The organism is Pseudomonas rustica (assembly GCF_018336155.1).
GTDB lineage: Bacteria > Pseudomonadota > Gammaproteobacteria > Pseudomonadales > Pseudomonadaceae > Aquipseudomonas > Aquipseudomonas rustica.
In genome coordinates, this window is sequence record NZ_JAGYHF010000007.1 from 383,487 (window position 1) to 410,185 (window position 26,699).

The 26,699-nt window shown below is 58.3% G+C and carries 21 protein-coding genes; 2 read left to right on the top strand and 19 right to left on the bottom strand.

The features are described from left to right. Positions 1 to 4: 4 nt before the first annotated feature. The 19 genes from KFS80_RS16380 to rpsB form a co-directional block, all read right to left on the bottom strand. The gene (locus tag KFS80_RS16380) at positions 5 to 1,636 is read right to left on the bottom strand and encodes a CTP synthase (protein WP_053117648.1); all 1,632 of its coding nucleotides are present in this window, start codon (positions 1,634 to 1,636) and stop codon (positions 5 to 7) included. Between the two features lie 274 nt (positions 1,637 to 1,910). Continuing rightward, a complete protein-coding gene (gene tilS, locus KFS80_RS16385; protein WP_212545334.1) occupies positions 1,911 to 3,239 on the bottom strand; it encodes a tRNA lysidine(34) synthetase TilS in 1,329 nt (442 codons plus the stop codon). Positions 3,240 to 3,371: 132 nt separating this feature from the next. Then, the gene (locus KFS80_RS16390) at positions 3,372 to 4,319 is read right to left on the bottom strand and encodes an acetyl-CoA carboxylase carboxyltransferase subunit alpha (RefSeq protein WP_053117644.1); all 948 of its coding nucleotides are present in this window, start codon (positions 4,317 to 4,319) and stop codon (positions 3,372 to 3,374) included. A 139-nt stretch (positions 4,320 to 4,458) separates the two neighbouring features. Next, positions 4,459 to 7,980, bottom strand: coding sequence for a DNA polymerase III subunit alpha (gene dnaE, locus KFS80_RS16395; protein ID WP_159813099.1), 3,522 nt, complete (start codon positions 7,978 to 7,980; stop codon positions 4,459 to 4,461). Between the two features lie 76 nt (positions 7,981 to 8,056). After that, on the bottom strand, positions 8,057 to 8,683 hold the full coding sequence (rnhB, locus tag KFS80_RS16400; protein WP_159813170.1) for a ribonuclease HII: 627 nt from the start codon (positions 8,681 to 8,683) through the stop codon (positions 8,057 to 8,059). Between the two features lie 11 nt (positions 8,684 to 8,694). Further along, positions 8,695 to 9,825: a lipid-A-disaccharide synthase gene (gene lpxB / locus KFS80_RS16405; protein ID WP_212545335.1), complete on the bottom strand. Its 1,131-nt coding sequence runs from the start codon at positions 9,823 to 9,825 to the stop codon at positions 8,695 to 8,697. A gap of 2 nt (positions 9,826 to 9,827) precedes the next feature. Continuing rightward, complete coding sequence (lpxA, locus tag KFS80_RS16410; protein ID WP_159813095.1) at positions 9,828 to 10,604, bottom strand: acyl-ACP--UDP-N-acetylglucosamine O-acyltransferase; 777 nt, start codon at positions 10,602 to 10,604, stop codon at positions 9,828 to 9,830. Continuing rightward, positions 10,601 to 11,041: a 3-hydroxyacyl-ACP dehydratase FabZ gene (gene fabZ / locus KFS80_RS16415; protein WP_053117635.1), complete on the bottom strand. Its 441-nt coding sequence runs from the start codon at positions 11,039 to 11,041 to the stop codon at positions 10,601 to 10,603. Before fabZ ends, lpxA begins: the two co-directional genes overlap by 4 nt. Positions 11,042 to 11,147: 106 nt before the next feature. After that, positions 11,148 to 12,203 carry a UDP-3-O-(3-hydroxymyristoyl)glucosamine N-acyltransferase gene (gene lpxD, locus KFS80_RS16420; protein ID WP_212545336.1) on the bottom strand — a complete coding sequence of 352 codons (1,056 nt, stop codon included), beginning with the start codon at positions 12,201 to 12,203 and terminating at the stop codon, positions 11,148 to 11,150. Positions 12,204 to 12,206: 3 nt separating this feature from the next. Continuing rightward, positions 12,207 to 12,710, bottom strand: a complete 504-nt coding sequence (locus KFS80_RS16425) for an OmpH/Skp family outer membrane protein (RefSeq protein ID WP_042557882.1) — start codon at positions 12,708 to 12,710, stop codon at positions 12,207 to 12,209. Between the two features lie 45 nt (positions 12,711 to 12,755). Then, entirely contained in the window at positions 12,756 to 15,128 is a 2,373-nt protein-coding gene (gene bamA / locus KFS80_RS16430; protein WP_053117631.1) for an outer membrane protein assembly factor BamA, read from the bottom strand. Between the two features lie 74 nt (positions 15,129 to 15,202). Continuing rightward, on the bottom strand, positions 15,203 to 16,555 hold the full coding sequence (rseP, locus tag KFS80_RS16435; RefSeq protein WP_212545337.1) for a sigma E protease regulator RseP: 1,353 nt from the start codon (positions 16,553 to 16,555) through the stop codon (positions 15,203 to 15,205). A gap of 54 nt (positions 16,556 to 16,609) precedes the next feature. Further along, complete coding sequence (gene ispC / locus KFS80_RS16440) at positions 16,610 to 17,800, bottom strand: 1-deoxy-D-xylulose-5-phosphate reductoisomerase (protein WP_212545338.1); 1,191 nt, start codon at positions 17,798 to 17,800, stop codon at positions 16,610 to 16,612. Continuing rightward, on the bottom strand, positions 17,797 to 18,603 hold the full coding sequence (locus KFS80_RS16445; RefSeq protein ID WP_053117625.1) for a phosphatidate cytidylyltransferase: 807 nt from the start codon (positions 18,601 to 18,603) through the stop codon (positions 17,797 to 17,799). The genes ispC and KFS80_RS16445 overlap by 4 nt, the downstream gene beginning before the upstream one ends. Continuing rightward, positions 18,603 to 19,358 carry a polyprenyl diphosphate synthase gene (gene uppS / locus KFS80_RS16450; RefSeq protein WP_053117623.1) on the bottom strand — a complete coding sequence of 252 codons (756 nt, stop codon included), beginning with the start codon at positions 19,356 to 19,358 and terminating at the stop codon, positions 18,603 to 18,605. Before uppS ends, KFS80_RS16445 begins: the two co-directional genes overlap by 1 nt. A 14-nt stretch (positions 19,359 to 19,372) precedes the next feature. Continuing rightward, positions 19,373 to 19,930 carry a ribosome recycling factor gene (frr, locus tag KFS80_RS16455; protein WP_053117621.1) on the bottom strand — a complete coding sequence of 186 codons (558 nt, stop codon included), beginning with the start codon at positions 19,928 to 19,930 and terminating at the stop codon, positions 19,373 to 19,375. Beyond that, positions 19,927 to 20,670: a UMP kinase gene (gene pyrH, locus KFS80_RS16460; RefSeq protein WP_003222124.1), complete on the bottom strand. Its 744-nt coding sequence runs from the start codon at positions 20,668 to 20,670 to the stop codon at positions 19,927 to 19,929. The genes frr and pyrH overlap by 4 nt, the downstream gene beginning before the upstream one ends. Before the next feature lie 209 nt (positions 20,671 to 20,879). Beyond that, complete coding sequence (tsf, locus tag KFS80_RS16465) at positions 20,880 to 21,743, bottom strand: translation elongation factor Ts (protein WP_007908856.1); 864 nt, start codon at positions 21,741 to 21,743, stop codon at positions 20,880 to 20,882. Positions 21,744 to 21,933: 190 nt separating this feature from the next. Further along, positions 21,934 to 22,674, bottom strand: a complete 741-nt coding sequence (gene rpsB, locus KFS80_RS16470; protein ID WP_053117619.1) for a 30S ribosomal protein S2 — start codon at positions 22,672 to 22,674, stop codon at positions 21,934 to 21,936. Between the two features lie 373 nt (positions 22,675 to 23,047). On the opposite strand from rpsB, the gene map reads away from it, so the two are divergent. Beyond that, a complete protein-coding gene (gene map / locus KFS80_RS16475) occupies positions 23,048 to 23,830 on the top strand; it encodes a type I methionyl aminopeptidase (protein WP_016985097.1) in 783 nt (260 codons plus the stop codon). A gap of 41 nt (positions 23,831 to 23,871) precedes the next feature. Next, positions 23,872 to 26,574, top strand: coding sequence for a [protein-PII] uridylyltransferase (locus tag KFS80_RS16480; RefSeq protein ID WP_053117617.1), 2,703 nt, complete (start codon positions 23,872 to 23,874; stop codon positions 26,572 to 26,574). The last annotated feature ends 125 nt before the right edge of the window (positions 26,575 to 26,699 follow it).

The window sequence follows — 26,699 nt, forward strand, 5'->3', positions numbered from 1 at the left end:
CGGGTTACGCCTTCTTCTGGTGTTGAGCCAACGCTGCTTTGACGAAACCGCTGAACAGCGGGTGGCCATCGCGTGGTGTCGAGGTGAACTCTGGGTGGAACTGGCAAGCAACGAACCATGGGTGATCGGCCGCCTCTACCACTTCAACCAGCGCTGCGTCAGCCGAGCGACCGGAGATTTTCAGGCCGGCTTCGATCAGTTGTGGCAGCAGCTTGTTGTTCACTTCGTAACGGTGACGGTGACGCTCGACGATCACATCCTTGGCGTAGCAGTCGTGCACCTTGGAGCCGGCTTCAAGCAGGCATTCCTGAGCGCCGAGGCGCATGGTGCCGCCCAGATCGGACGCTTCGGTACGCACTTCAACAGCGCCGGTCGCGTCTTCCCATTCGGTGATCAGACCCACAACCGGGTGGCCGCTGGCGCGGTCGAACTCGGTGGAGTTGGCGTCTTTCCAGCCCATCACGTTACGGGCGAACTCGATGACCGCCACTTGCATGCCGAGGCAGATGCCCAGGTACGGAACCTTGTTCTCACGAGCGTACTGAACGGCGGTGATCTTGCCTTCCACGCCGCGCAGACCGAAGCCGCCCGGTACGAGGATCGCGTCGACACCTTCGAGCAGCGCAGTGCCCTGGTTTTCGATGTCTTCGGAATCGATGTAACGCAGGTTGACCTTGGTGCGGTTGCTGATGCCGGCATGACTCATCGCTTCGATCAGCGACTTGTAGGCGTCCAGCAGCTCCATGTACTTGCCGACCATGGCGATGGTCACTTCGTGTTCCGGGTTCAGCTTGGCGTCAACCACCGCTTCCCACTCGGACAGATCAGCGCTGCCGCACTGCAGACCGAAACGCTCAACGACGAAATCGTCCAGACCCTGCGAGTGCAGGATGCCCGGGATCTTGTAGATGGTATCGGCGTCTTCCAGCGCGATCACCGCACGTTCTTCAACGTTGGTGAACTGAGCGATCTTGCGACGCGACGAGATGTCGATCGGGTGATCGGAACGGCACACCAGTACGTCTGGCTGCAGGCCGATCGAACGCAGTTCTTTCACCGAGTGCTGGGTTGGCTTGGTTTTGGTCTCGCCGGCAGTGGCGATGTACGGCACCAAAGTCAGGTGCATCAGCATCGCGCGCTTGGCGCCGACTTCGAAACGCAGTTGGCGGATCGCTTCGAGGAACGGTTGCGACTCGATGTCACCGACGGTGCCACCGATTTCAACCATCGCCACGTCAGCGTCGCCAGCACCCTTGATGATGCGGCGCTTGATTTCGTCGGTGATGTGCGGAATCACCTGGATGGTTGCACCCAGGTAATCACCACGGCGCTCTTTGCGCAGCACGTGTTCGTAAACACGGCCAGTGGTGAAGTTGTTGTTCTGGGTCATGGTCGTGCGGATGAACCGCTCGTAGTGGCCCAGATCCAGGTCGGTCTCGGCGCCGTCGTGGGTGACGAACACTTCGCCGTGCTGGAACGGGCTCATGGTGCCCGGGTCAACGTTGATGTACGGATCCAGCTTCAGCATGGTGACCTTAAGTCCCCGCGCCTCCAGGATGGCTGCCAATGAAGCCGATGCAATGCCTTTCCCCAAAGAAGAAACAACACCGCCCGTGACGAATATGTAGCGCGTCATGAAAAACCCTAGAAGTCTGCGTTAAAGCGGTCCGAGCCGCCGGGGGAAGCGAAGGAAGGCCGAAGCCCCCGATCACCTGCATTAATCACAGTGCACCTTTCAAAAAAACCGCCGCGTTGGGACAGACCGGCAGATGAAACACCGGTACGTTGCTCGCTACACATTTTTTGGAATCGCCCAGCAAAGACTGCTTGGTAATCGGCAACTCCTGCAATTCAGGCGAATCCACAGAAGTTGTATCAAGAAGGGAGCGTAGTCTACCGGAATGCTCCTTTCAGCTCAAACCCAGATCTTCGCCTGTTGGCTGCCAATGCAATTTCCAGCCGTCCTGCCCATTGCCATCAAGCCCCGGCAGGTTTGCCACCGCGAGCAATTCGTCGCCGCGAAACAGCAGCGGCAATCTGCCACGCACAAAACCCGGTACCGCGCGCTCATTGAGCAGGCGTTTGAGATCACGATGACCGCGATCCGCCAAATGCATCACTTCGCCGCCCTGACGATAGGCGATGCGCAATGATCCGCAAGGAGTATGCCCAGCGAACATGACACGGCCGTTATCGGCCAAGCGTAGCGTTGACGACGGCGCTTGCCAGTCGGCGCCGATCATCGGCGTGCGCAACCAGTGGCCGCTGAGCCACCACACACGTCCGGCGCTGCGATGCAGTTCGCCATTGGCCAGACGCCAGATAGGCGAAGCATCGGAAGCCGCTTCGCACAGATCCGTCCAACCCGACCAATGGTCGCTATCCGGCAGTTGGGTGAAGGCTTCGAGCCAATGACTGATCGCGTTGCGTTGGCGCGCGGCGGACAGTGCGGCGAGTGGCGCCAGTTCCAGCGACGGCAAACCCAGCCATTGGAAATCGTGCGGGGTGTTCGCCTGCGCCAGATCGATCTGCGCGAGTTCATCGAGCAGCCCCTGCGCCTCACGCAGATGCGCCGCGCTGCGGGCCATGCTCGCCTGCGCTTGCGGCCAGCGCCCGGTCAGCAGCGGCATGACTTGATGGCGCAGATAGTTGCGAGAGAATTGCCGATCCTGATTGGACGGGTCTTCGATCCAGGTTAATTGATGAGCCTGTGCGTACGCCTCCAGTTCGGCGCGGGAGATGTCCAGCAGCGGCCGAACCAGCGTGCCCTGCCCCACCGGCCGCTGCGCCGGCATCGCGGACAATCCGCGTACACCGGCGCCGCGCAACAGGCGAAATAACAGCGTCTCCGCCTGATCATCGCGATGCTGCCCGGTCAGCAACACATCATTGGTCTGCGTCAGCGCACTGAACACCGCGTAACGCGCATCCCGTGCTGCTCGCTCCAGACTCGCACCCGGTTGCACCGTAACCCGCTCGATCAGCAACGGAACACCCAACGCATTGCAAATGGCTTGGCAATGTTGCGGCCACGCATCAGCCGCAGCCTGGAGGCCGTGATGGATATGGACAGCGCTTAGCGGCGGGAGGGATTCGGATTTTGCCAGAGAGGCCAGCAGATGCAGCAGGACGGTGGAGTCGAGACCACCAGAGAAGGCGATACGCCAATGAGCGGCATTGCGCCAGGGCTCAAGGTTCAGCAACAGCCGGGACGGCAAATCAATCATGGACTGGCGCATATTCAACTCTTTGCCCCAAAACAAATGTAGGAGTGAGCCTGCTCGCGATAGCGGTGTGACAGCCAACACATTGGTTGAATGTTACGCCCTCATCGCGAGCAGGCTCACTCCTACAGGGGTATTGCGTTCGACTTAGAGGCCGTAGCTCATCAGTCGATCATAACGGCGCTTCAACAGCGCTTCGTTATCGAACTTCTTCAGCATCGCCAGTTGCGAACTCAGCTCGGCACGGATCGAAGCAGCGGCAGTCGCCGGATCACGGTGCGCGCCGCCCAGAGGCTCGCCAATCACCTTGTCGACAATGCCCAGGCCTTTCAGACGCTCAGCGGTGATGCCCATCGCTTCAGCAGCATCCGGCGCTTTTTCGGCGGTTTTCCACAGAATCGATGCACAACCTTCCGGCGAGATCACCGCGTAGGTCGAGTACTGCAGCATGTTCAACTGATCGCAAACGCCAATCGCCAGTGCACCGCCGGAACCACCTTCACCGATAACGGTGGCGATGATCGGGGTTTTCAGGCGCGACATCACACGCAGGTTCCAGGCGATCGCTTCACTCTGGTTGCGCTCTTCAGCGTCGATCCCAGGGTAAGCGCCCGGGGTGTCGATGAAGGTCAGGATCGGCATTTTGAAACGCTCGGCCATCTCCATCAGACGGCACGCCTTGCGGTAGCCTTCCGGACGCGGCATGCCGAAGTTGCGGCGAACCTTCTCGCGCACTTCGCGGCCTTTCTGGTGACCGATGATCATCACCGGCTGGTCTTCCAGACGAGCGATACCGCCAACGATGGCGGCGTCGTCAGAGAAGTGACGGTCGCCGTGCAGCTCGTCGAACTCGGTGAAGATGTGCTCGATGTAGTCGAGGGTGTACGGGCGTTTCGGGTGACGCGCCAGGCGTGCGATCTGCCAGCTGGTCAGCTTGCCGAAAATGTCTTCGGTCAGCGTTTTGCTCTTGTCCTGCAGGCGGGAGATCTCATCGCCGATATTCAGCGAATTGTCATTACCGACCAAGCGCAACTCTTCGATCTTGGCTTGCAGGTCGGCGATCGGCTGTTCGAAATCTAGAAAATTCGGGTTCATAGGCGTCCGTCTTGGGTCGAGTCCCAAATAAGCTTGGGCCGGCCGGTTGTCTATTCGCGCCCTACCTTAAGGGAGAGGCGCGCTGAGGTCGAGATTAAAAATTCAGGTTTCGGGCAAGTGCAATGATGGCACTCGCCGGTCAACGGTATTGGAGGAAGACGTTGTCTCGCCCGAACTGGTCACGCAGAGCCTGAATCAAGGCATCCGCCGGGTCGATCCGCCACGTCTCGCCAAACTGCAGCAAGGTCTTCGCATCGGGGCTGGTGTACTCCATGGTCACCGGGCACGCGCCGCGATGGCGCTTGAGCAAATCACCCAACCAGCGTAGCTGATCGCCTTTCAGATCCTGGGTTTGCAGCTTCAGGCGCAGGCTCTCGGCAAGGTTGGTGCGCGCATCTTCCATGCTCATCACTCGCTTGACCCGCAGGCGCAGGCCGCCGGAGAAGTCATCGTTGCTGACCTCGCCTTCAACCACCACCATCGCGTCGGTCTGCAACAGCGACTGCGCGGAGTGGAACGCATCGGCGAACAGCGACGCCTCGATCCGCCCCGAACGGTCGTCGAGGGTGATGAAGCCCATCTTGTCGCCCTTTTTGTTCTTCATCACGCGCAGGGCAATGATCATCCCGGCCACGGTCTGCGTGTCACGCGCCGGTTTCAGGTCAATGATGCGCTGACGGGCGAAACGGCGGATCTCACCTTCGTATTCGTCGATCGGGTGACCGGTCAGGTACAGGCCCAGGGTGTCTTTTTCACCCTTGAGGCGTTCCTTGAGGGTCAGCTCTTTGGCTTTGCGATGCACCGCGTAAACGTCGGCGTCTTCCTCGACGAACAAGCCGCCAAACAGGTCGGCGTGGCCGCTGTCGTGAGTGCGCGCCGTCTGCTCAGCGGACTTGATCGCCTCTTCCATCGCGGCCAACAGCACCGCACGGTTGCGGTCGATGTTGGCCTGATAAGCCTTTTGCTCTTCATGGAAGAACGGGCCGAGACGATCCAGCGCCCCGCTGCGGATCAAACCGTCGAGGGTGCGCTTGTTGATGCGTTTGAGGTCGACGCGGGCGCAGAAATCGAACAGATCCTTGAACGGCCCGTCCGCGCGCGCCTCAGTGATCGCCTCGACCGGCCCCTCGCCCACACCCTTGATCGCGCCGAGGCCATAAATGATGCGGCCTTCGTCGTTCACCGTGAACTTGAACTCCGAAGTATTCACATCCGGCGCGTCGAGACGCAGCTTCATGGTGCGAATTTCTTCGATCAAGGTCACGACCTTGTCGGTGTTGTGCATGTCCGCCGACAGTACCGCAGCCATGAACGGCGCCGGGTAGTGGGTCTTCAGCCAGGCCGTCTGGTACGAAACCAGACCGTAAGCAGCCGAGTGAGACTTGTTGAAACCGTAACCGGCGAATTTTTCCACCAGGTCGAAAATGTTACCGGCGAGGTCGGCTTCGATATTGTTGGTCTTGCAACCTTCAATAAAACCGCCGCGCTGCTTGGCCATCTCTTCGGGTTTTTTCTTACCCATGGCCCGACGGAGCATGTCCGCACCACCGAGGGTGTAACCGGCCATGACCTGGGCAATCTGCATCACCTGTTCCTGATACAGGATGATGCCGTAGGTCGGTGCCAATACCGGCTTGAGGCCTTCGTATTGATAGTCGGAGTGCGGATACGCCAGCTCGGCGCGACCGTGCTTACGGTTGATAAAGTCATCAACCATGCCGGACTGCAACGGGCCCGGACGGAACAGGGCCACCAGTGCGATCAAGTCTTCCAGGCAGTCGGGCTTGAGCTTTTTGATCAGCTCTTTCATGCCTCGCGACTCAAGCTGGAACACCGCGGTGGTTTCAGCTTTTTGCAACAGCGTGTAAGTCGGTTTGTCGTCGAGCGGAATGAACGCGATGTCCAGCGGCGGCTCGTCGACCTTGGCGCGGTCGCGGTTGATGGTCTTCAGCGCCCAGTCGATGACCGTCAGCGTCCGCAGACCGAGGAAGTCGAACTTCACCAGACCGGCGGCTTCAACGTCGTCCTTGTCGAACTGGGTTACCAGACCGTCACCGGCCTCGTCGCAATAGATCGGCGAGAAGTCAGTCAGCTTGGTCGGCGCGATAACCACACCACCGGCGTGTTTACCGACGTTACGCACCACGCCTTCGAGCTTGCGCGCCATCTCCCAGATTTCGGCGGCCTCTTCATCGACCTTGATGAAGTCACGGAGGATTTCTTCCTGCTCGTAGGCTTTTTCCAGGGTCATGCCGACTTCGAACGGAATCATCTTCGACAGACGATCCGCCAAACCGTAGGACTTGCCCTGCACCCGCGCCACGTCGCGCACCACAGCCTTGGCGGCCATGGAACCGAAAGTGATGATCTGGCTTACCGCGTTGCGCCCGTATTTCTCGGCCACGTAGTCGATCACGCGGTCACGACCGTCCATGCAGAAGTCGACGTCGAAGTCGGGCATCGAGACCCGTTCCGGGTTAAGGAAACGTTCGAACAGCAGATCGTATTCCAGCGGATCGAGGTCGGTGATCTTCTGCACGTAGGCCACCAGCGAACCGGCACCCGAACCACGGCCAGGGCCTACCGGCACGCCGTTACTCTTGGCCCACTGGATAAAGTCCATAACGATCAGGAAGTAACCGGGGAAGCCCATCTGGATGATGATATCCAGCTCGAAATTCAAGCGATCGACATAGACCTGACGCTTGGCTTCGTAGTCTTCGGTGGTGTCCTTGGGCAGCAGCACCGCCAATCGTTCTTCGAGACCGTCGAAGGAGACTTTGCGGAAATATTCGTCGATGGTCATGCCATCGGGGATCGGGAAGTTGGGCAGGAAGTGCGTGCCCAGTTTCACGTCGATGTTGCAGCGCTTGGCGATCTCGACGGTGTTTTCAATCGCGTCGGGAATATCGCTGAACAGCTCGATCATCTCCTCGGCGCTTTTCAGGTATTGCTGATCGCTGTAATTCTTCGAACGACGCGGGTCGTCGAGGGCGCGGCCCTCACCAATGCACACGCGGGTTTCGTGGGCGGCGAAGTCTTCCTGCTTGATGAAGCGCACATCGTTGCTCGCCACCAGCGGCGCGCCGAGTTTGTCGGCCAGCGCCACGGCGCCGTGCAGTTGTTCTTCATCGTTGGGACGGTTGGTGCGCTGGATTTCCAGGTAGAAGCGATCCGGGAACACCGTCATCCACTCGCGCGTCAGGGCCTCGGCTTCAGCCGGGTTGCCACTGATCAGGGCCATGCCGATCTCACCTTCTTTGGCGGCGGACAGCATGATCAGGCCTTCGTTGGCTTCAGCGACCCACTCACGCTCGATGATGATCATGCCGTTGCGCTGACCTTCGATGAAGCCGCGCGAGATCAACTCGGTGAGGTTGCGATAGCCCTTGGCGTTCATCACCAACAGGCTGAGCCGGCTCAGCGGCGCGTCCGGATCTTTGTTCGACAGCCACAGGTCGGCGCCGCAGATCGGCTTGATGCCGGCGCCCATGGTGTTTTTATAGAATTTGACCAGGGAACACATGTTGTTCTGGTCGGTGACCGCGACCGCCGGCATGTTCATGGCGGTCAGCGCCTTGACCAGCGGCTTGATCCGCACCAGCCCGTCGACCAGCGAGTATTCAGTGTGCAGGCGTAGATGAACGAATGAAGCCGGCATAGTGATCCTGTCCAGTTACATAGAGACAACAAGGCCCGGATTGTACCGGGCCTCGAACAAAACATCAGCCTTGCGACTAAACCTGCGTCAGGCCTTCCAGCGCTTCGTAAGCCAGACGCACCGGGGCGAACGAGCGCCGGTGAATCGGCGTCGGGCCCAGACGTACCAAGGCTTCCAGATGAACGGGCGTCGGGTAGCCTTTATGGCCGCCGATGCCGTAACCCGGGTAGATCAATTCAAATGCAGCCATTTCACGGTCACGACTGACCTTGGCCAGAATCGATGCCGCTGCGATGGCCGGCACCTTACCGTCGCCCTGCACCACCGCTTCAGCGCGCATCGGCAAGTGTGGGCAGCGGTTGCCGTCGATCATCGCCAGCTTCGGCTGAATATGCAGGCCAGCGACCGCGCGCTGCATGGCGAGCATGGTCGCGTGAAGGATGTTCAGTTCGTCGATTTCTTCGACTTCGGCGCGGGCAATGCACCAGCTCAGCGACTTCTCGATGATCTCGTCGTAGAGCTTTTCACGCTTGGCTTCGGTGAGCTTCTTCGAGTCGTTGAGACCGAGAATCGGCCGGTTCGGATCGAGGATCACCGCCGCCGTCACCACGGCACCGCACAACGGGCCGCGACCGACTTCATCGACACCGGCCACCAGTTCTTCGACTTCGGCGACCAGGGTGAAATCCAGACCCATCTGCATGCTTGTCTTGCTCATTGTTTTTGACCGATCAGGTTAAGGACGGCGTCCGCCGCCTGATTGGAGGCATCCCGGCGCAGCGTGCGGTGGATCTCGTCGAAACCGCGCGTCTGCTCCTCACCGCCCTCGATCAACGGCGACAAGGTCTGGGCCAGTGCCTCAACCGTCGCATCATCCTGCAACAATTCTGGCACCAGCAGACGCTGGGCGAGCAGGTTCGGCAAGGACACGTAAGGGCTCTTTACCATGCGCTTGAGAATCCAGAACGTCAGCGGTGCCAAGCGATAGGCGACCACCATCGGCCGCTTGTACAGCAGCGCTTCAAGGGTCGCGGTACCGGAAGCGATCAACACGGCGTTGCACGCGGCCAGGGCCAGATGGGATTTGCCGTCGAGCAAGGTCACCGGCAGATCGCGGCCGGCGAGCAGCTCTTCGAGCTGCGCGCGACGCTCGGCATTGGCGCAAGGGATAACGAAGCGCAGCCCCGGACGCATGGCACGCAGACGTTCGGCGGTATCGAGGAACAACGCACCAAGTCGAGACACTTCGCCGCCACGGCTGCCGGGCATCAAGGCCACCAGCGGGCCGTCAGGCAAGCCCAACTCGGCACGCGCGGCAGCACGATCAGCCTCCAGCGGAATGGCATCGGCCAGCGTGTGGCCGACGAACCGCACCGGCACGCCCTTCTCTTCGTAGAATTTCGCTTCGAACGGCAGCAGCGTCAGCATCAGATCGCAGCCTTCGCGAATCTTCAACACGCGTTTCTGCCGCCATGCCCACACCGACGGGCTGACGTAGTGCACGGTTTTGATCCCGGCCTGACGCAGCTTCAATTCGATATTAAGGTTGAAATCCGGGGCATCGATGCCGATGAACACATCGGGTTTCTCGGCGATCAGCGTGGCGATCAGCTCCTTGCGGCGCTTGAGCAACTCACGCAGACGCCCGAGCACTTCTACCAGGCCCATGACCGACAAGCGTTCCATGGGAAAGTAGGAAGTCAGGCCTTCGGCCTGCATCAACGGGCCACCGACGCCGATGAACTCGACCGCCGGATGCTGTGCCTTGAGGGCGCGCATCAGACCGGCGCCGAGAATGTCGCCGGAAGCCTCACCCGCCACCAGCGCAATACGCAGATTGGCCATGATCAGCGAGTGATGCCGCGAGTCGACGACTGGATCGAGTCGCGGAAAATCGCAACTTCCGGGAACTGCGCCGCCGGTTCTGCCAGCTCAGCCAGTGCCTGCTCGACCGTCAGGCCTTGGCGGTACACGGTTTTGTAGGCGCGACGCAGGGTGTGGATCGCGTCTTCGCTGAACCCACGACGGCGCATGCCTTCGAAGTTCATGCTGCGTGCTTCCGCCGGGTTGCCGAATACTGTCACGAACGCCGGAACGTCCTTGCCGATCGCCGTGCCCATGCCGGAAAAGCTGTGGGCGCCGATGTGGCAATACTGATGTACGAGGGTGAAACCGGAGAGGATCGCCCAGTCATCAACGTGTACATGGCCGGCTAACGCGGTGTTGTTGACCAGAATGCAGTTGTTGCCGATGACGCTGTCGTGACCGATGTGGGCATAGGCCATGATCAGGTTGTGGTCGCCCAGCGTCGTTTCGGAACGATCCTGAACGGTGCCACGGTGAATGGTCACGCCTTCGCGGATGACGTTATGGTCACCAATCACCAGACGGGTTTCTTCACCTTTGTATTTCAGATCGGGCGTGTCCTCGCCTACCGAAGAAAACTGGTAGATGCGATTGTGCTTACCGATGCGGGTCGGGCCTTTAAGAATTACATGGGGCCCGATCACGGTACCCTCGCCGATTTCCACACCGGCGCCGACGATCGACCACGGGCCGACCTCGACACCGTCAGCCAGAACGGCCGACGGATCGATGATTGCGCGAGGGTCAATCAAACTCATAGCTTGCGTTCCGCGCAGATGATTTCAGCCGAGCAGACCGGCTTGCCGTCGACCGAAGCCTGGCATTCGAATTTCCAGATCTGACGCTTGCAGCTCAGGAACTTGGCTTCAAGGATCAACTGGTCGCCTGGCAACACAGGCTGGCGGAAGCGCAGCTTGTCGGAACCGACGAAGTAGTAAAGCGTACCGTCGGCAGGCTTCACATCAAGCATTTTGAAACCGAGGATCCCGGCAGCCTGAGCCATTGCTTCGATGATCAATACACCCGGCATGATTGGATGCGCAGGGAAGTGACCATTGAAGAACGGTTCATTGATGCTGACATTCTTGTAGGCGCGAATGCGCTTGCCTTCAGTGTCCAGTTCCACCACCCGGTCCACCAGCAGGAACGGGTAACGGTGAGGCAGGTATTCGCGAATCTCGTTGATGTCCATCATTTCGGGGGGAAGCCTATGTAAAGATTGGGAGCGCGACTGACGCGCACTCCTCTAGCAAATCAAGGAGGCAGTCTAGAGGCTGTGCACACTTGATATGGAAATGGTATCAGCCATCTGATGAAGCATTGCCGTCAGGGGTCACTTCCCCTACGCGCTTTTCCAGCTGTTTCAAACGTCGCGCGATGTCATCGAGCTGACGAATACGGGCCGCGCTTTTGCGCCATTCGGCCGCCGGTTGCATGGCTGTACCGGATGAGTAGGCGCCTGGCTCGGTAATCGAGTGGGTCACCATGGTCATCCCGGTGAGGAAAACGTTGTCGCAAATATCAATGTGCCCAACCAGACCGACACCGCCAGCGAGCATGCAATGCTTGCCGATCTTGGTGCTGCCGGAGATCCCGACACACGCGGCCATGGCGGTGTGATCACCGACCTGAACGTTGTGCGCGATCTGAATCTGGTTATCGAGTTTCACGCCATTGCCGATCACGGTATCGGCCAATGCGCCACGGTCGATAGCGGTATTCACGCCAATCTCTACGTCGTCGCCGATGGTCACGCCACCGATCTGGGCGATTTTCTGCCAGATACCCTTCTCGTTGGCAAAGCCGAAGCCCTCACCACCGAGCACAGCACCGGACTGAATCACCACACGTTTGCCGATGCGCACGTCGTGATACAGGGTCACGCGGGGCGCGAGCCAGCCGCCTTCACCAATTTCACTGCGCGCACCGATAAAGCAGTGGGCGCCCAAGGTCACTTGAGCAGCGATACGCGCACCGGCTTCGATCACTACAAACGGGCCGATGCTGGCGGTTGGATCAACCACCGCGTCGTCCGCAATCACTGCCGACGGGTGGATACCCGCCGCAGCTTTTGGTTTGGGATCGAACAAGTGCGAGATACGTGCGTAGGCCAGATAAGGATCCGGCACCACCAGCGCATTTCCGGCAAAGCCTTCAGCATCAGCTTCTTTGAGCAATAGCGCTGCCGCCTGCGAACCTGCCAGGAATTTGCGGTATTGAGGGTTTGCCAGAAAGCTCAACTGAGCTGGGCCAGCCTCTTGCAAAGTGGCTAGCCCAGTAATTTGCTTCTCCGGGTCGCCACGCAGGGTGGCGCCGAGGAACTCGGCCAACTGGCCGAGTTTGATGGTCACGGTCATGGGTTACTTCAGCTGATTCATGCGCTCGATAACCTGGCGCGTGATGTCGTACTGAGGTTTGACATCGATCACTGCGCCACGCTCGAACACCAGGTCAAAACCACCTTTCTTGATGACTTCTTCCACTGCGCCATCCAGCTTCGGCTTCAGTTGCTTGAGCATTTCGCGGTCAGCAACAGCTTTGGCTTCGTTCAGTTCTTTGGACTGGAACTGGAAGTCACGGGCCTTTTGCTTGAATTCAAGCTCCAGACGCTCGCGCTCACCCTGCTGCATTTTGTCGCCACCGGCCATCAGACGATCCTGAATGCCTTTGGCGCTGCTTTCCAGAGTCTTCAGTTTGGTCAGTTGCGGACCGAACTTTTTCTCGGCATCAACGGCGTACTTCTTGGCCGCGTCCGATTCCAGCAAAGCCATCTGATAGTTCAGAACAGCGATTTTCATGTCGGCGAAAGCCGGGCCTGCCACCAGTACGGAGGCCAGGAGAACCAATTGAGTCAACTTACGCACGATGCACTCCTACAAAATCCATTGTCGTTATCTTGGGTCAGACGCTTAGAACGTCTGGCCGAGGGAGAATTGGAACACTTGAGTTTCAGCGTCATCCGGTTTCTTGATCGGCATGGCCAACGCGAAGCTCAGAGGACCCAGTGCGGTGACCCAGGTCACCCCTACACCAACGGAACTCGCCATGTTGCTCAGGCTGATGTCGTTGCACTGCGTGTTGGACTTCGAACCATCAGTGTTCGTGGTGTCCTTGCACTGCGAATCAAACACGTTACCCACATCCCAGAATACCGACGTACGCAGGGAGCGTTGATCTTTGACGAAAGGCAGCGGGAACAATACTTCAACACCGCCCTGAATCAGAACGTTGCCACCGAACGGCAGTGGATCCTGATCCGGATCGGGCAGAGTACCGTTTTTACCCGTGCTTGGTGTGCTGCGAGGACCCAGAGTGCTGTCCTTGAAGCCACGAACCGAGTTGAAACCACCAGCATAGTAGTTTTCATAGAACGGCAAGCCGTCAGTCGAACCGTAACCGTCGCCATAACCCAATTCGGTGTGCAGACGCAGGGTGTAGTTTTCAGTGATCGGCTGGAACAGCTGACCACGGTAATCAAGCTTGAAGAACGACAGGTCGCTGCCCGGAATCGTCGATTCCAGCGTCAGGCTCTGCGAACGACCACGGGTCGGCAGTACGCCTTTGTTCAGGGTCGATTCAGACCAGCCGGCCGACGCCTTGAAGTTCAGGTACTTGTCGCCTTCCTTGTTAACGAAGTCAAAAATCTCGTCAACTGTGTAGGTACCGGTTTTGATCTCATCCTGTTGAACGGACAGACCGAAGGTCAGACGCGAAGTCTCGCTGATCGGGTAGCCGACGTTTACGCCAGCACCCAGGCTGTCTACCGCATAGCTTGCAACGTCGACATCGAGGTCATCGTAGTCAGTGGTGCGATAGAACGCGTTGTAACCCAGGCTCACGCCATCGGCGGTCCAGTACGGGTCAACGTAGCCGAAGTTGTAGCGGCTCTGGTATTCGCTTCGGGTCAGGCCGACGCTGACGCGGTTACCGGTACCGAGGAAGTTGTTCTGGGTGATCGAACCACCGAGGATCAGACCGGCGCTCTGCGCGAAACCGACGCTGGCGGTGATCGAACCGGAAGCCTGCTCTTCAACGCTGTAGTTCACGTCAACCTGGTCGTCGACACCTGGCACAGCCGGGGTTTCAACGTTGACTTCTTTAAAGAAGCCCAGACGCTCAAGACGGGTCTTGGACTGGTCGATCAGATAGGTCGAAGCCCAGCCGCCTTCCATCTGACGCATTTCACGGCGCAGCACTTCGTCTTCCGACTTGGTGTTGCCACGGAAGTTGATACGGTTGACGTAAGCACGCTTGCCCGGATCGACAGCAAACAGAATGTCGACAGTGTGGTCGTCATCGTGTGGCTGCGGAACACCGTTGACGTTGGCGAAGGTGTAACCCTCGTTACCCAGACGACGGGTGATCAGTTCGGAGGTGGTGGTCATCAGCTTGCGCGAGAACACCTGGCCCTTCTGCACCAGCAACAGCGATTTGACCTGGTCTTCAGGGACTTTCAGGTCACCGCTGAGTTTGACGTCACGAACGGTGTACTTCTCGCCTTCGGTGACGTTAACGGTGATGTAGACGTGTTTCTTGTCCGGGGTGATGGACACCTGGGTCGAAGCGATATCCATGTTGATATAGCCGCGATCCAGGTAGTAGGAACGCAGACGCTCCAGGTCACCGGAAAGCTTTTCACGGGCGTACTTGTCATCGTTCTTGAAGAACGACAGCCAGTTGGTGGTTTTCAGTTCGAACAGGTCGGTCAGGTCTTCCTCAGGGAAAACCGTGTTGCCAACGACGTTGATGTGCTGAATGGCCGCAACGGTACCTTCGTTGATCTTCACTTTCAGACCAACACGGTTACGTGGCTGCGAAACCACTTCGGTATCAACGGTGGCCGAGTAGCGACCCTGAGCAACGTACTGACGTTGCAGTTCGTTACGCACACCTTCGAGGGTGGCACGCTGGAAGATCTCGCCTTCGGACAGACCGGACTGTTTGAGACCTTTCATCAAGTCTTCGGTGGAGATCGCCTTGTTGCCTTCGATCTCGATACTGGCGACCGACGGACGTTCAACGACCGTGATTACCAGTACGTTGCCTTCGCGGCCCAGCTGGATATCTTGAAAGAAACCGGTTTTGAACAACGCACGAGTGGATTCCACCAGGCGACGATCATCCGCCTGCTCGCCGACGTTCAACGGCAAGGCACCAAAGACACTACCCGCGGAGACCCGCTGGAGGCCATTGACGCGAATATCAGAGATAGTGAAGGACTCGGCGTGAACTTCGGCGATCATCAATACGGTGAGAACCGCAGTTAGCAGCAGACGTTTCATGAAGTCCTTTCTTATTCCAACTGGCAATAAACAAACTGCCGCAAAATGCGGCAGATTCGCAATTCAGCGAAGCGTTACAGTCGACCCAGATCGTTGACCAGAGCTAACAACATCACTCCGACCACCAAACTGATACCGATCTGTATCCCCCAACCTTGCACCCGATCCGACAAGGGACGACCACGCGCCCACTCGATCAGATAAAACAACAAATGCCCCCCATCCAGTACAGGAATGGGCAGCAAATTCAGAACCCCCAGGCTAATACTCAGATAAGCAAGGAAATTCAGGAAATCAGCGACGCCCGACTGGGCAGAAGCGCCCGCCACTTTAGCAATGGTTATCGGTCCACTCAAGTTTTTTACCGAGAGCTCGCCGAACAGCATTTTCTTTAGCGAATCGAGGGTCAGAACGCTCATGGTCCAAGTGCGACGAGCGCCCTCGCCAATCGCGGCCAAAGGCCCGTAACTGACCTCGCGGATCATTTCCGGTGGCCAGTCGATCGCTTTGACGCCAGCGCCCAGATAACCGCTCGGCGCCTTGCTTTCGCCACGCGCCGCCAGCGTCACCGGGACGTCAATTTGAGCACCATCACGCTCGACACGCAGCATGATTTTGGTATCAGGACGCGTACGAACAGTATCAACCACTTGCTGCCAGTCGTTTAGCGCCAGACCGTCGAGCGAGACCAGACGGTCGCCGGTTTTCAGGCCAGCAGCTTGCGCCGGGCCTTTTGGATCGAGCTCGGCGAGCACCGGCGGCAATGCCGGACGCCATGGACGAATACCCAACGAGCGAATCGGATCCGGCTCATCAGCTCCTTTCAGCCAATGATCCAGCGCCAGCTCACGCGGCGAATCAGCAGTAGAGCCCTGCTCACGCACCAACAACTGCAGCGAACCGCTCTCACCCAGTCGACGTACCAACTGCAAATTGACCGCTGCCCAACCAGAAGTCGGCTCGCCATCAATTGCGACAATTTCCTGACCCGCCGTCAAACCGGCCTTGGCCGCGATACTGCCGGACTCCACACCACCGATGACCGGGCGTATTTGCTGACTGCCAAGCATCGCCAGCACCCAGAAAAACACCAGAGCCAGCAGGAAGTTGGCGATCGGGCCGGCAGCCACGATGGCAATACGCTGGCGTACAGATTTGCGATTGAACGACTGATCAAGCTGATCCAGCGGCACTTCGCCTTCACGCTCGTCGAGCATCTTGACGTAACCACCCAGCGGAATCGCGGCGATCACGAACTCGGTGCCTTTCTTGTCGTGCCAGCGCAGCAACGGCATACCAAAGCCTACGGAAAAACGCAGAACCTTGACGCCACAGCGACGCGCGACCCAGAAATGGCCGAATTCATGAAAGGTGACCAGCACACCCAAAGCGATCAGGGTGCCGGCAATCATATAGAGCGCGCTCATCTACTTTCTCCGCAATCCTGTTCAGTGCCGCGTAAAGCCATTGTGTTGCAAAACTTATCGGTCGTGACGTTTCAACCATTGTTCGGCCAAAACTCGTGCCTTGGCGTCGGCGGTAAACACCGCTTCGAGATCATCCAGTGCAACCACGGGTTCGAGATTCAAGACTTCCTCGATGATACTCGCGATTTCCAGGTAACGAACCCGTCCATCGAGAAACGCTGCCACGGCCACTTCATTGGCCGCGTTGAGCATCGCCGGTGCGCTGTCACCCGCCTCGGCCGCTTGGCGGGCCAGACGCAGGCACGGGAAACGTTCTTCATCAGGCGCTTCGAAATCCAGGCGCGCGATGGCAAACAGATCGAGCGGTGCCACACCGGAATCAATACGTTCTGGCCAGGCCAACGCATTGGCAATCGGCGTGCGCATGTCAGGGTTACCCAACTGCGCCAGCACCGAGCCGTCGACGTAATCGACCAACGAGTGAATCACGCTTTGCGGATGAATCACCACCTCGACCTGCGACGGCTTGGCATCGAACAACCAGCAGGCTTCGATGAGCTCAAGGCCTTTGTTCATCATGCTGGCCGAATCCACGGAAATCTTGCGACCCATGGACCAGTTCGGATGCGCACACGCTTGGTCAGGTGAAACATGCACCAGTTCAGCCATCGGTGTCTGTCGGAACGGGCCACCAGAGGCTGTCAGTAAAATCCTTCGCACGCCGACCGAGCTCAAACCACGAGCAAAATCCTGTGGCATGCACTGGAAAATCGCGTTGTGTTCGCTGTCGATTGGCAACAGCACCGAACCGCTTTTGCGCACGGCTTGCATGAACAAAGCACCGGACATCACCAGCGCTTCTTTATTAGCCAGGAGAATCTTTTTGCCAGCCTCGACGGCTGCCAAAGTCGGACGCAGCCCCGCTGCACCCACAATCGCCGCCATCACCGCATCGACTTCCGGCGCGGAGGCGACCTGGCACAAGCCCTCCTCGCCCACCAGCACCCGCGTCGGCAAACCCGCGGCACGCAGATCATCTTGCAGGCCACGGGCAGCGGCGACTTCAGGCACCACGGCAAACTGCGGCACATGGCGCACGCACAAGGCCAGCAGTTCGCTCAGGCGAGTGAAACCGCTCAGGGCGAATACTTGATAACGCTCAGGGTGACGCGCGATGACATCCAGGGTGCTCAGGCCAATCGAACCGGTCGCCCCCAGAACGGTAATCTGTTGGGCTCGGCTCACGGTGCGGCCATCCACAACAGCACGGCAAACACCGGAATCGCTGCGGTCAGGCTGTCGATGCGGTCAAGCACACCGCCATGCCCGGGCAGCAGATTGCTGCTGTCCTTGATGCCGGATTGACGCTTGAACATGCTTTCGGTGAGGTCGCCGACCACCGAGATGAAGACGATCAGCGCAGCGCCGATTAAGCCCTTGAGCAGTTCGGCCACTGTCCAGTCGCGCACCAGACCAACGATGGCGGTGATCACCAGACTCAATGCCAGACCACCGTAAACGCCTTCCCAGCTTTTGCCCGGGCTGACCTGCGGGGCCAGTTTGCGCTTGCCGAAAGCACGGCCGGAGAAGTAGGCGCCGATATCAGCGCCCCACACCAACACCATCACCGCCATGATCAGCCAGTTACCCAACGGGTACTGTTTGATCTGCACCAGACCTTGCCAGGCCGGCAACAGAATCAGCAGACCGATCACCAGTTTGGTCGCCGCACTGGACCAATGAGCACTGGAGGCCGGGTAAGTAAGCACCAGGTAAGTCGCCACTGCCCACCACAACACCGAAGCACCGAGCACCCATGGCGCAAGGCCGGGCAAGATGTACATGATGAAGAGCATGAACGCGACCACGGCGGCAAAACCCACCCGGAACGCTTGCCCGGTGAAACCTGCCAGACGCGCCCATTCCCAGGCACCCAAAGTCACGACCAGACCGATGAACAAGGCAAACCCGGAGCCTTCGAGCAGGAAAAACCCGCACAAGGCAATCGGCAGCAGGATCAGTGCAGTGATGATTCGTTGTTTAAGCATTAAACCCGGGCTCCAGCTTCGACCTGTTCGCTCGTTTTACCGAAGCGACGTTGACGTGAAGCGAAATCGGCCAGCGCAGTGCGCATGGCATCGTGTTTGAAGTCCGGCCAGAACAGGTCGGAGAAGTACAACTCGGCGTAAGCCAGCTGCCACAGCAGGAAGTTGCTGATGCGGTGCTCACCACCGGTGCGGATGCACAAATCCGGCAACGGCAGATCGCCGGTGACCAGACAGGTTTGCAAAAGATCCGGAGTGATGTCTTCCGGACGCAGATGCCCGGCCTGAACTTCGCGTGCCAGGCGCTGTGCAGCCTGCGCGATATCCCACTGACCGCCGTAGTTGGCGGCGATCTGCAGAACAAAACGGTTGGCACCGGCAGTCATTGCTTCGGCTTCGCGCATCGCCGCCTGAAGTTCAGGATGGAAGCGCGTGCGATCGCCAATGATGCGCAGGCAGATGTTGTTGTCGTTGAGGCGCTTGGCCTCACGACGCAACGCCTTGAAAAACAGATCCATCAAGGCGCTGACTTCATCGGCCGGGCGCTGCCAGTTTTCACTGGAGAAGGCGAACAAGGTCAACACTTCGACCTTGGCCTCAGCGCACACCTCGATGACGGCTCGCACAGCATCCACGCCCGCTTTATGCCCGGCGACACCCGGCATAAAGCGTTTTTTAGCCCAGCGATTATTACCATCCATGATGATCGCGACATGGCGCGGCACCGCGGACGGCGCAGTCTGCTTGGTCTTGTCCATTAAAAGCTCGACCCTTATACGGCCATCAGGTCTTTTTCTTTCTCTTCCGTGGCCTTGGTGATCATGGCTTCGGAATCCTTGGTCAGCTTATCGATATCGGCGATTGCACGACGCTCTTCGTCTTCGCTGATTTCTTTATCCTTGACCAGCTTCTTCAGCTCGCCCAACGCGTCACGACGGATGTTGCGCACGGCAACACGAGCGTCTTCAGCAGCGCTGCGCGCCTGCTTGGTGAAGCCCTTACGGGTTTCTTCAGTCAGGGCAGGCATGGAGATCAGCAACAACTCACCGAGGTTGGTCGGGTTGAGGTTCAGGCCAGCGCTCTGGATTGCCTTGTCGACGGCAGCGAGCATGTTGCGCTCGAAAGCCACGACTTGCAGGGTGCGCGAATCTTTAACAGTGATGTTGGCAACCTGGGTGATGGAGGTGTCAGCGCCGTAGTACGGCACCATCACGCTGCCCAGAATGCTTGGGTGAGCCTTACCGGTACGGATCTGGCCAAAGGCGTGAGCCAGAGAGTCCAGGGATTTTTGCATGCGCTCTTGAGCGTCTTTTTTGATTTCGTTGATCATTGTTGACCTTCCTCGATCAGGGTGCCTTCAGCGCCGCCATGGACGATGTTCAGCAGGGCACCAGGTTTGTTCATGTTGAATACGCGCAGCGGCATCTTGTGATCGCGGCACAGGCAGATAGCAGTCAGATCCATTACACCCAGCTTGCGATCCAGTACTTCATCATAAGTAAGATGATCGAACTTCTCGGCATGCGGGTCTTTGAACGGGTCTGCGGTGTAAACACCATCGACCTTGGTCGCTTTCAGCACGACGTCGGCATCGATTTCGATGGCACGCAGGCAGGCTGCCGAATCCGTGGTGAAGAACGGGTTGCCGGTACCGGCTGCGAAAATCACGACGTCCTTGGAGTTCAGGTGACGCATGGCTTTGCGGCGATCATAGTGATCGGTTACGCCAACCATGGAAATCGCCGACATCACGATGGCCGAGATATTGGCACGTTCCAGCGCATCGCGCATGGCCAGGGCGTTCATCACAGTGGCCAGCATGCCCATGTGGTCGCCTGTGACCCGATCCATACCGGCTTTGCTCAGGGCTTCGCCACGGAACAGGTTACCGCCACCGATCACCAGACCGACCTGAACACCGATGCCGACCAGTTGGCCGACTTCCAGCGCCATGCGATCGAGTACTTTCGGATCGATCCCGAACTCTTCCGAGCCCATCAGGGCCTCGCCGCTAAGCTTGAGTAGAATGCGTTTATAGCGAGCCTGATAACCACTGCCCTGCTGAGCCATTGCGAATCTCTCCTGCGGCGTATTAAAAAATTCTGTGCGAGCTGTTTACAGCTGGCGTTCACTCTAGCTTGGCGCTGCTTCAGCGCCATCGGAACATGGCTTTGTAAGTCAGTTCCAAGTGGAAACCAATAAAAAATTGGCTACCCCATCTGAAAAGAGGCTGCGCGCGTAAGCGGGCAGCCTCTTTCGGGCGACAGTTGAAAACTGTCTTATTGCTTGGCGGCAGCCAGCTGGGCAGCAACTTCTTCAGCGAAGTTGTCGACCGGCTTCTCGATGCCTTCGCCTACTTTGAAGTAGGTGAAGGAAACGATTTCAGCACCGGCTTTCTTGGCCAGTTCGCCAACCTTGATTTCAGGGTTCTTGACGAACGCCTGCTCAACCAGGCTTGCTTCTGCCAGGAACTTGCTGATACGGCCTTTGACCATATTTTCAACAATGTTTTCTGGCTTGCCTTTGATTTTCTCTTCGTTCAGCTGCAGGAACACAGCTTTTTCGCGCTCGATCGCTTCAGCCGAAACTTCCGATGGCAGCAGGAACTCAGGGTTGCTGGCCGCTACGTGCATAGCGATGTCTTTGGCCAGTTCAACGTTGCCGCCTTTCAGAACAACTGCAACACCGATCTTGTTGCCGTGCAGGTAGCCACCAACAACGTCGCCTTCTACGCGAACCAGACGACGGATGTTGACGTTTTCGCCAACCTTGCCGACCAGTACCAGACGAGCAGCTTCTTGCGCTTCGATCAGCGGAGCAACATCGGTCAGCTTGTCAGCGAAGGCTTTTTCAATGCTTTCAGCAACGAATGCCTTGAAGTCGTCCTGCAGAGCCAGGAAGTCGGTCTGCGAGTTCACTTCCAGCAGAACAGCAGATTTGCCGTCTTCTTTCAGAGCGATCGCGCCTTCAGCAGCTACGTTGCCTGCTTTTTTGGCAGCCTTGATTGCGCCCGAAGCACGCATGTCATCAATGGCTTTTTCGATGTCGCCGTCAGCCTTTTCCAGGGCTTTCTTGCAATCCATCATGCCTTCGCCGGTACGCTCACGCAGTTCTTTAACCAACGCTGCAGTAATTGCTGCCATTTTCAAATTCCTCTTGGATAGGTTTTCAACCATTCCACCCGATCGAACGGGCGTTCAATTCTTCCCGAAGCCGTTTGTAGCCGCTGCACGTTACAGATGCTGTAGCTGCGCTGCCGACAAATGGTTTTCGAGGTGGCAAAAAGGGGGCCAAGCCCCCTTTTTGCTTACTGAGTCAACGCCAGGGCGTTAATTACTCAGCTGCAGCTGCCGGAGCTTCTTCAGCTGCGAATTCTACAGTGCCGCCGCCAACATTGTTGCGACCACGGATAACTGCGTCAGCCATCGAACCCATGTACAGCTGGATAGCGCGGATTGCGTCATCGTTGCCTGGGATGATGTAGTCAACGCCTTCCGGGCTGCTGTTGGTATCGACAACGCCGATAACCGGGATGCCCAGCTTGTTGGCTTCGGTGATCGCGATGCGCTCGTGGTCAACGTCGATCACGAACAGTGCGTCTGGCAGACCGCCCATGTCCTTGATGCCGCCCAGCGAACGATCCAGCTTCTCAAGATCACGAGTGCGCATCAGCGCTTCTTTCTTGGTCAGCTTGGCGAAAGTACCGTCTTCGGCTTGAACTTCAAGGTCACGCAGACGCTTGATGGAAGCACGAATGGTTTTGAAGTTGGTCAGCATGCCGCCCAACCAGCGGTGATCGACGTACGGCGAACCGCAACGTGCTGCTTCTTCAGCAACGATCTTGCCAGCGGAACGCTTGGTGCCGACGAACAGAATCTTGTTTTTGCCCTGGGCCAGACGCTCTACGAAAGTCAGAGCTTCGTTGAACATTGGCAGGGTTTTTTCAAGGTTGATGATGTGAATCTTGTTACGCGCGCCGAAAATGTACTTACCCATTTTCGGATTCCAGTAACGGGTTTGGTGACCGAAGTGCACACCGGCCTTCAGCATATCGCGCATATTGACTTGGGACATGATAGTTCCTTAATAAGTCGGGTTTGGCCTCCACGTATCCCAATGACCAACCAGTGGCATAAAGCCAAAAGCACCCAGGTCATCGTGTCGACACGTGTGTGGATTTAAGCTTTTCGGGGTATCCCCGGAAAGCGGCGCATTTTATACCACAGGGTGCGCAGAAACGGAACACGAAATCTGTATTCGCACCAAGGACATGGGCGCAGCCCCCTTGGAATCGGCTTCAGGGGCACCATTGTATAGAGAGAAGCGATGCACGCAGGCACTGAATTGCGCCGTGCGTCTGTTAGAATCGCGTTTTTCAGGGTCGCAAAACGCACACCTGCCACCCTATTCGTATCAGCAAGCGCCGCCGAGCGCAGAGAGAGCCTGTATGACCGTCAACCTCAAAACCCCCGAGGACATCGCTGGCATGCGTGTCGCCGGCAAACTGGCCGCCGATGTGCTGGAAATGATTGCCGAACATGTCAAACCGGGCGTCACCACCGATGAGCTGAACCAGATCTGCCACGATTACATCGTCAACGTGCAGCAAGCCATCCCTGCCCCGCTCAACTACAAGGGCTACCCGAAGTCGATCTGCACCTCGATCAACCACGTGGTGTGCCACGGCATCCCGAACGACAAGCCGCTGAAAAACGGCGACACCCTGAACATCGACGTGACCGTGATCAAAGACGGCTACCACGGCGACACCAGCCGCATGTTCCACGTAGGCGAAGTGCCGGTCTGGGCCGAGCGTCTGTCGCAGATCACTCAGGAATGCATGTACAAGGCGATCGAAATCGTCAAACCCGGTTGCCGCCTCGGCGACATCGGTGAAGTGATTCAGAAGCACGCGGAAAAGAACGGTTTCTCCGTCGTTCGCGAGTTCTGCGGCCACGGCATCGGCAAGGTGTTCCACGAAGAGCCGCAGATTCTCCACTACGGCCGCGCCGGCACTGGTATGGAACTGAAGGCCGGCATGACCTTCACCATCGAACCGATGATCAACCAGGGCAAGGCCGACACCAAAGTATTGGGCGACGGCTGGACCGCGATCACCAAAGACCGCAAGCTGTCGGCACAGTGGGAACACACCCTGCTGGTCACCGACACCGGCTACGAGATCTTCACCCTGCGCGCCGACGACACCATCCCGCGCATCTCGGCCTGATCCAGCAAACGCTCCCAGCCTTATAGAAGGAAAGCCAATCAATGCCGCAGGTGGATCCCGAACTCTTCGACCGCGGCCAGTTCCAGGCTGAACTGGCCCTCAAAGCGAGTCCTATCGCGGCGTTCAAGAAGGCGATCCGCCAGGCTCGCGAGGTACTCGACACGCGTTTTCGCAATGGCCGCGACATCCGCCGCCTGATCGAAGACCGTGCCTGGTTCGTCGACAACATCCTGCAAAAGGCCTGGGAGCAGTTCAACTGGAGCGAAGACGCCGACATTGCGCTGGTCGCGGTCGGCGGCTATGGCCGCGGAGAGTTGCACCCGTATTCCGACATTGATTTGCTGATCTTGCTGGACAGCGCTGATCACGAAGTCTTCCGCGATTCCATCGAGCGTTTTCTCACTTTGCTGTGGGACATCGGCCTGGAAGTCGGCCAGAGCGTGCGCTCGGTCGATGAATGCGCCCAAGAGGCGCGCGCCGACCTGACCGTGGTTACCAACCTGATGGAAAGCCGCACCATTTGCGGCCCCGAGCGTCTGCGTCAGCGCATGCTCGACGTCACCAGCACCGCACACATGTGGCCGGCCAAGGAATTCTTCCTGGCCAAACGCGCCGAGCAAAAGGCCCGCCACCACAAATACAACGACACCGAGTACAACCTGGAACCCAACGTCAAAGGCTCGCCCGGCGGACTACGGGATATTCAGACCATTCTGTGGGTTGCGCGTCGCCAATACGGCACGCTGAACCTGCGCGCCCTCGCAGGCGAAGGTTTCCTCGTTGAGAGCGAAAACGCCCTGCTCGCCTCCTCCCAGGAATTCCTCTGGAAAGTGCGTTACGCCCTGCACATGCTCGCCGGACGTTCCGAAGACCGCTTGCTGTTCGATCACCAGCGCACCATTGCCGGCCTGTTGGGTTTTGAAGGTGACGACGCCAAACAGGCCGTCGAAAACTTCATGCAACAGTATTTCCGCGTAGTGATGAGCATCGCCCAGCTCAGCGACCTGATCATCCAGCACTTCGAGGAAGTCATCCTCGCGCCGGAAGACGAAGCGCCGCCGCAACCGATCAACGCACGTTTCCAGTTGCATGACGGCTACATCGAAGCGCGTAACGACAACGTGTTCCGCCGTACGCCATTCGCCATGCTGGAAATCTTCGTGCTGATGGCCCAGCAGCCGGAAATCAAAGGCGTACGTGCCGATACCATTCGCTTGCTGCGTGAGCACCGTCACCTGATCGACGACAATTTCCGTAACGATATTCGCAACACCAGCCTGTTCATCGAGCTGTTCAAGTGCAAGATCGGCATCCACCGCAACCTGCGCCGGATGAACCGCTACGGCATTCTCGGGCGTTATCTGCCGGAGTTCGGTTTTATCGTCGGGCAGATGCAGCACGACCTGTTCCACATCTATACGGTCGACGCGCACACGCTGAACCTGATCAAGCACCTGCGCAAATTGCAGTACACCCAGGTGTCGGAAAAATTCCCGCTGGCCGCCAAGCTCATGGCGAAACTGCCCAAGCCCGAACTGATCTACATGGCCGGTCTGTACCACGACATCGGCAAGGGTCGGCATGGCGACCACTCGGAGATCGGCGCGGTCGATGCCGAGGCGTTCTGCCAGCGCCACCAGTTGCCGGTGTGGGACAGCCGTCTGATTGTCTGGCTGGTGCAGAACCATCTGGTGATGTCGACCACTGCGCAGCGCAAGGACTTGTCCGACCCTCAGGTGATCCACGATTTCGCGCAGGCAGTCGGCGACGAAACCCGCCTCGACTACCTGTACGTGCTGACCGTGGCCGACATCAACGCCACCAACCCGACACTGTGGAATTCGTGGCGAGCGAGCCTGTTGCGTCAGCTCTACACCGAGACCAAACGCGCCTTGCGTCGCGGCCTGGAAAACCCGGTCGACCGCGAAGAGCAGATCCGCCAGACCCAGAGCGCGGCACTGGACATTCTGGTGCGCGGCGGCACCGATCCGGACGACGTCGAGCAGTTGTGGGCGCAGTTGGGCGATGACTATTTCCTGCGCCACACCGCCGGCGACGTGGCTTGGCACAGCGATGCGATCCTGCAGCAACCGGTCGATGGCGGGCCGCTGGTGTTGATCAAGGAAACCACCCAGCGCGAGTTCGAGGGCGGCACACAGATCTTCATTTATGCACCGGATCAGCATGACTTCTTCGCGGTGACCGTGGCGGCGATGGATCAGCTCAACCTGAACATTCATGACGCGCGGGTTATCACCTCGAGCAGTCAGTTCACCCTCGACACCTACATCGTGCTCGACAACGAAGGCGAGTCCATCGGCGACAACCCGACGCGGGTCAAACAGATCCGCGAAGGCCTGACCGAAGCGCTGCGCAACCCGGATGACTACCCGACGATCATTCAGCGTCGGGTGCCGCGTCAGCTCAAGCATTTCGCCTTCGCGCCGCAAGTGACGATCCACAACGACGCCCAGCGCCCGGTGACCGTGCTGGAGCTGACCGCACCGGATCGGCCGGGACTGCTGGCGCGGATCGGCGGGATTTTCCTGGAGTTCGATCTGTCGCTGCAGAACGCCAAGATTGCGACCTTGGGCGAGCGGGTGGAAGACGTGTTCTTTATCACCGACGCGCACAACCAGCCGCTGTCCGACCCGCTGCTGTGCAGCCGTTTGCAGGATGCGATTGTTGAGCAGTTGAGCGTCAATCAGGAACCGGATATCAAGCTTTCGCGTATCAGTATTTGAATCAATGAATTTCCCCTGTGGCGAGGGGATTTATCCCCGTTGGGCTGCGTAGCGGCCCTAAAACCATTCACTGCGATTTGACTGAAAGTCCGCGCGCACAGGTTTTACGACTGCTTCGCAGCCGA

What these genes read in the sequence shown, in the direction of transcription:
- lpxA (WP_159813095.1), bottom strand. Translation starts at nt 10,604, where the DNA reads ATGAGTTTGATTGACCCTCGCGCAATCATCGATCCGTCGGCCGTTCTG.
- bamA (WP_053117631.1), bottom strand. Translation starts at nt 15,128, where the DNA reads ATGAAACGTCTGCTGCTAACTGCGGTTCTCACCGTATTGATGATCGCC.
- uppS (WP_053117623.1), bottom strand. Translation starts at nt 19,358, where the DNA reads ATGGACAAGACCAAGCAGACTGCGCCGTCCGCGGTGCCGCGCCATGTC.
- lpxD (WP_212545336.1), bottom strand. Translation starts at nt 12,203, where the DNA reads ATGACCGTGACCATCAAACTCGGCCAGTTGGCCGAGTTCCTCGGCGCC.
- rpsB (WP_053117619.1), bottom strand. Translation starts at nt 22,674, where the DNA reads ATGTCCCAAGTCAATATGCGCGATATGCTGAAGGCCGGTGTGCACTTC.
- lpxB (WP_212545335.1), bottom strand. Translation starts at nt 9,825, where the DNA reads ATGGCCAATCTGCGTATTGCGCTGGTGGCGGGTGAGGCTTCCGGCGAC.
- KFS80_RS16390 (WP_053117644.1), bottom strand. Translation starts at nt 4,319, where the DNA reads ATGAACCCGAATTTTCTAGATTTCGAACAGCCGATCGCCGACCTGCAA.
- fabZ (WP_053117635.1), bottom strand. Translation starts at nt 11,041, where the DNA reads ATGATGGACATCAACGAGATTCGCGAATACCTGCCTCACCGTTACCCG.
- rnhB (WP_159813170.1), bottom strand. Translation starts at nt 8,683, where the DNA reads ATGCAGATGGGTCTGGATTTCACCCTGGTCGCCGAAGTCGAAGAACTG.
- pyrH (WP_003222124.1), bottom strand. Translation starts at nt 20,670, where the DNA reads ATGGCTCAGCAGGGCAGTGGTTATCAGGCTCGCTATAAACGCATTCTA.
- map (WP_016985097.1), top strand. Translation starts at nt 23,048, where the DNA reads ATGACCGTCAACCTCAAAACCCCCGAGGACATCGCTGGCATGCGTGTC.
- KFS80_RS16380 (WP_053117648.1), bottom strand. Translation starts at nt 1,636, where the DNA reads ATGACGCGCTACATATTCGTCACGGGCGGTGTTGTTTCTTCTTTGGGG.
- frr (WP_053117621.1), bottom strand. Translation starts at nt 19,930, where the DNA reads ATGATCAACGAAATCAAAAAAGACGCTCAAGAGCGCATGCAAAAATCC.
- tsf (WP_007908856.1), bottom strand. Translation starts at nt 21,743, where the DNA reads ATGGCAGCAATTACTGCAGCGTTGGTTAAAGAACTGCGTGAGCGTACC.
- tilS (WP_212545334.1), bottom strand. Translation starts at nt 3,239, where the DNA reads ATGCGCCAGTCCATGATTGATTTGCCGTCCCGGCTGTTGCTGAACCTT.
- rseP (WP_212545337.1), bottom strand. Translation starts at nt 16,555, where the DNA reads ATGAGCGCGCTCTATATGATTGCCGGCACCCTGATCGCTTTGGGTGTG.
- KFS80_RS16445 (WP_053117625.1), bottom strand. Translation starts at nt 18,603, where the DNA reads ATGCTTAAACAACGAATCATCACTGCACTGATCCTGCTGCCGATTGCC.
- dnaE (WP_159813099.1), bottom strand. Translation starts at nt 7,980, where the DNA reads ATGCCGGCTTCATTCGTTCATCTACGCCTGCACACTGAATACTCGCTG.
- KFS80_RS16480 (WP_053117617.1), top strand. Translation starts at nt 23,872, where the DNA reads ATGCCGCAGGTGGATCCCGAACTCTTCGACCGCGGCCAGTTCCAGGCT.